Annotated in this window: 5 protein-coding genes; 3 read left to right on the top strand and 2 right to left on the bottom strand. The window is 69.4% G+C overall.

Annotation, left to right across the window (positions count from 1 at the left end):
* The 3 genes from WH07_RS33565 to WH07_RS33555 all read left to right on the top strand — a co-directional run.
* The coding region (locus tag WH07_RS33565) for a PP2C family protein-serine/threonine phosphatase (RefSeq protein ID WP_046508544.1) at positions 1-768 on the top strand (768 nt) is incomplete at its 5' end.
* Between the two features lie 87 nt (positions 769-855).
* Positions 856-1,101 (top strand): ribbon-helix-helix domain-containing protein, encoded by a 246-nt coding sequence (locus WH07_RS33560; protein ID WP_046508546.1) that lies wholly within the window; start codon positions 856-858, stop codon positions 1,099-1,101.
* A complete protein-coding gene (locus WH07_RS33555; protein ID WP_046508543.1) occupies positions 1,098-1,577 on the top strand; it encodes a type II toxin-antitoxin system VapC family toxin in 480 nt (159 codons plus the stop codon). The genes WH07_RS33560 and WH07_RS33555 overlap by 4 nt, the downstream gene beginning before the upstream one ends.
* Before the next feature lie 38 nt (positions 1,578-1,615).
* Here WH07_RS33555 and WH07_RS33550 read toward each other — a convergent pair whose 3' ends face one another.
* Positions 1,616-2,257, bottom strand: coding sequence for an FMN reductase (locus tag WH07_RS33550; RefSeq protein WP_046508542.1), 642 nt, complete (start codon positions 2,255-2,257; stop codon positions 1,616-1,618).
* A gap of 2 nt (positions 2,258-2,259) precedes the next feature.
* On the bottom strand, positions 2,260-3,381 hold the full coding sequence (locus WH07_RS33545; protein ID WP_046508545.1) for an LLM class flavin-dependent oxidoreductase: 1,122 nt from the start codon (positions 3,379-3,381) through the stop codon (positions 2,260-2,262).
* Positions 3,382-3,503 lie beyond the last annotated feature (122 nt).

Here is a 3,503-nt window from a genome sequence, read left to right as displayed (position 1 = left end):
CACCCGCCCACTTCTCCCCTCTCTCCTCCGTCCCCACCGCTCGGGATCCGGTACGCGGCCCGATCGGAGCGCGGACTGGTCCGCAAGACCAACCAGGACACCGCGTACGCCGGTTCGCGCCTGCTCGCCGTCGCGGACGGGTACGGGGCGGAGGGGGCTCCCGCGAGCGCGGCGGCGATCGAGGCGATGAAGCCGCTGCCGGACGTCCCCGGCCTCCCGGATCTCCCGAGCCTTCCAGGCCTCCCGGGCCTCCCGGGCGGGGAGCTGCTCAGCGCCCTTGCCGACTCGGTGGAACGGGCGAACCGCGCGGTCGACGGCTTCACCGGCTCCGGCACCACCCTCACCGCGATGCTGTGGACCGGCTCACAACTGGCGCTGGTGCATATCGGGGACAGCCGGGCGTATCTGCTGCGGGACGGGGAGTTCTTCCAGATCACGCATGACCACACGGTGGTGCAGTCGATGATCGACGAGGGCACCCTGACCCCCGAGGAGGCGGCCTCGCACCCCCAGCGGGCGATACTCCTCAAAGCCCTGGACGGCACCGCCGCCCAACCCGACCTCCACCTCCAGGACGCCCACCCCGGCGACCGCTACCTGCTCTGCTCCGACGGCCTCTCCACCACCCTCCCCCCGACCCGGCTCCACGACACCCTCACCCGGGCCGACACCCCCACAGAGGCGGTGGACCACCTCATCACCCAGACCCATGAGTCGGGCGCCCCGGACAACATCGCCTGCGTAGTGGCGGACGTAGTCCCGCTCTGACAACCGCGCCCGGGGCTTTGGCGCCAGGGGCCTTGGAAGGCACAGATGGATCCCGCGTCGTACGTATGTGTGCGGTACCATACCCGTATGACTCTGAAGCGGACCACGGTCTACGTGGACGAACAGGACCTGGCGATCATCAAGGAAGCCGCCGCCCGTCGTGGGGTCCCTGAAGCGGAGATCATTCGACGTGGGGTCCATCTGGCGGCCATGGGCGAGCGCCGCTGGGAGGAACCCCTGGACATGCCGACTTTCGACAGCGGCGACCCCACCTTCGCGAACCGGGTCCATGAGGTTCTGTACGGCGATGACAGCACGGACCACGCGGCGTGATCCTTGTCGCCGACACGGGGGCGCTGCTCGGCGCGTACGACCGTTCGCACGTACTGCAGAAGGACCTTCAGCGCGCCCTGGCGGAAGCCGGCCTGGTGGTCATCGCGCCGATGGTGCTCACCGAGCTGGACCATATGCTCCGCAAAGGTGTCAAGGAGCGCAGCGGCGGGCGCAGGTCGCATGAAGTCCGGCGGCTGGGGGCCGAGGAGTCGCGGCGGCTGCTCGACTGGATCCTGGCTCAGGTCGCTCTGACGCGCTTTGTGATTCCCGCCGTCGACGAGACCATCCTCCGTTCGGCCAGCGCTGTGATGGCCCGCTATGCCGACCTCGCGGTCGATCTGACGGATGCCACCTGTGTGGCGCTGGCTGAGGAGTACCGCACCGACTGCGTGCTCACCGTCAACGAACGGGACTTCCGCGCGATCCGGCCGCTCACCGCTCACGACTCCTTCCGGCTGCTCCCCTTCGATCGTTAGGGCGTAACCCCGGGATGGGGGGCAGTGGGCCGGGGGCGCTACGCCGGTCTTCCGAGCAGTTCCTCGAACGGAACCACCTCGGCGTCAGCCGACTCGTCCGTCCCGGACGGCCCCGCCTTCTCGCCCCGTACCGCCCCCACCAGCCTGCCGAGTTCTTCGCCCGCGCGGGTGATTCGGGTCGGCAGGCCGCCGCCGTAGGTGTCCGCGCCCGTGCCCCAGTCGTCCGTTGCCGCGTAGACGGCGGTCGGCAGGGGCAGGGCGTGGAGGTATGCGAAGAGGGGGCGCAGTGCGTGTTCCAGGACCAGTGAGTGGCGTGCGGTGCCGCCGGTCGCGGCGAGGAGCACGGGCGTACCGGTCAGCGCGTCCGGTTCGACCAGGTCGAAGAACGACTTGAACAGCCCGCTGTACGAGGCCGCGAACACCGGCGTCACCACGATCAGCCCGTCCGCCCCCGTCACCCGGTCCAGCGCCGCGCCCAGCGCGGGCGAGGGGAAGCCGGTGACCATGTGGTTGGCGATGTCGACCGCCAGCTCGCGCAGTTCGACGGTCTCGACCTCCACCTCGCGGCCGTCGGCGGCCAGTCCGCGTACGGCCGCCTCCGCCAGCCGGTCGGCCAGCAGCCGGGTCGACGACGGCTTGCTCAGCCCCGCCGATACCGCGACAAGCTTCAACACGCCCACGGTCAGACCTCCTTGGCGCCGTCGTCGGAAGCGGAGGCGGAGGCGGAATCGGAAGCTGTACGGGCTGCCACCGCCGGATGCACCGGTCCCTCCGGCACCCCCGCCGCCCGCAGGCTCGCGAACTCCTTGCGCAGTACGGGTACGACCTCCTCGCCCAGCAGATCGAGCTGCTCCAGCACCGTCCTGAGCGGCAGCCCCGCGTGGTCCATCAGGAACAACTGCCGCTGGTAGTCGCCGAACGACTCCCGGAACGTCAGTGTCTTGTCGATGACCTCCTGCGGGCTCCCGACGACGAGCGGCGTCTGCTCGGTGAACTCCTCCAGCGAGGGCCCGTGCCCGTACACCGGCGCGTTGTCAAAGTACGGCCGGAACTCCCGTACCGCGTCCTGCGAGTTCCGCCTGATGAACGCCTGGCCGCCGAGGCCGACGATCGCCTGCTCCGGGGTGCCGTGCCCGTAGTGCGCGTAGCGGTTCCGGTAGAGGCGGATCAGCTTCTGGAAGTGCTCCTTGGGCCAGAAGATGTTGTTGGCGAAGAAGCCGTCCCCGTAATAGGCGGCCTGTTCGGCGATCTCGGGCGAGCGGATCGAGCCGTGCCAGACGAACGGCGGGGTGCCGTCCAGCGGCCGGGGCGTGGCGGTGAAGCCCTGGAGCGGGGTACGGAACTTGCCCTCCCAGTCCACCACGTCCTCCCGCCACAGCCGGTGCAGCAGCGCGTACTTCTCGATCGCGAGCGGAATGCCCTGGCGGATGTCCTCGCCGAACCACGGATAGACCGGACCGGTGTTGCCGCGCCCCATCATCAGGTCGACGCGCCCATCGGCCAGGTGCTGGAGCATCGCGAAGTCCTCGGCGATCTTCACCGGGTCGTTGGTGGTGATGAGGGTGGTGGAGGTGGAGAGGATCAGCCGCTCGGTGAGGGCGGCGATATGGCCGAGCATGGTGGTGGGGGAGGACGGCACGAACGGCGGGTTGTGGTGCTCGCCCGAGGCGAACACATCGAGGCCGACCTCCTCGGCCTTCCGCGCGATGGTCACCATCGCCTTGATCCGCTCATGCTCGGTCGGCGCACGTCCGGTGGTCGGGTCGACCGTGACATCGCCGACGGTGAAGATCCCGAACTGCATCGTGCTCACCTCTCGTGGTTCCGGAGCCCGGCTCCCGGCGTCCCTTCCCGGGGCCGGTTCCGGCTCATTGGTTGAATCTTAAACTGTCACCTCCAACCACACCACCGCACCCCCTATTCCCT

It is taken from the genome of Streptomyces odonnellii (assembly GCF_000981895.1).
GTDB lineage: Bacteria > Actinomycetota > Actinomycetes > Streptomycetales > Streptomycetaceae > Streptomyces > Streptomyces odonnellii.
This window is presented reverse-complemented; position numbering and strand designations above follow the sequence as displayed.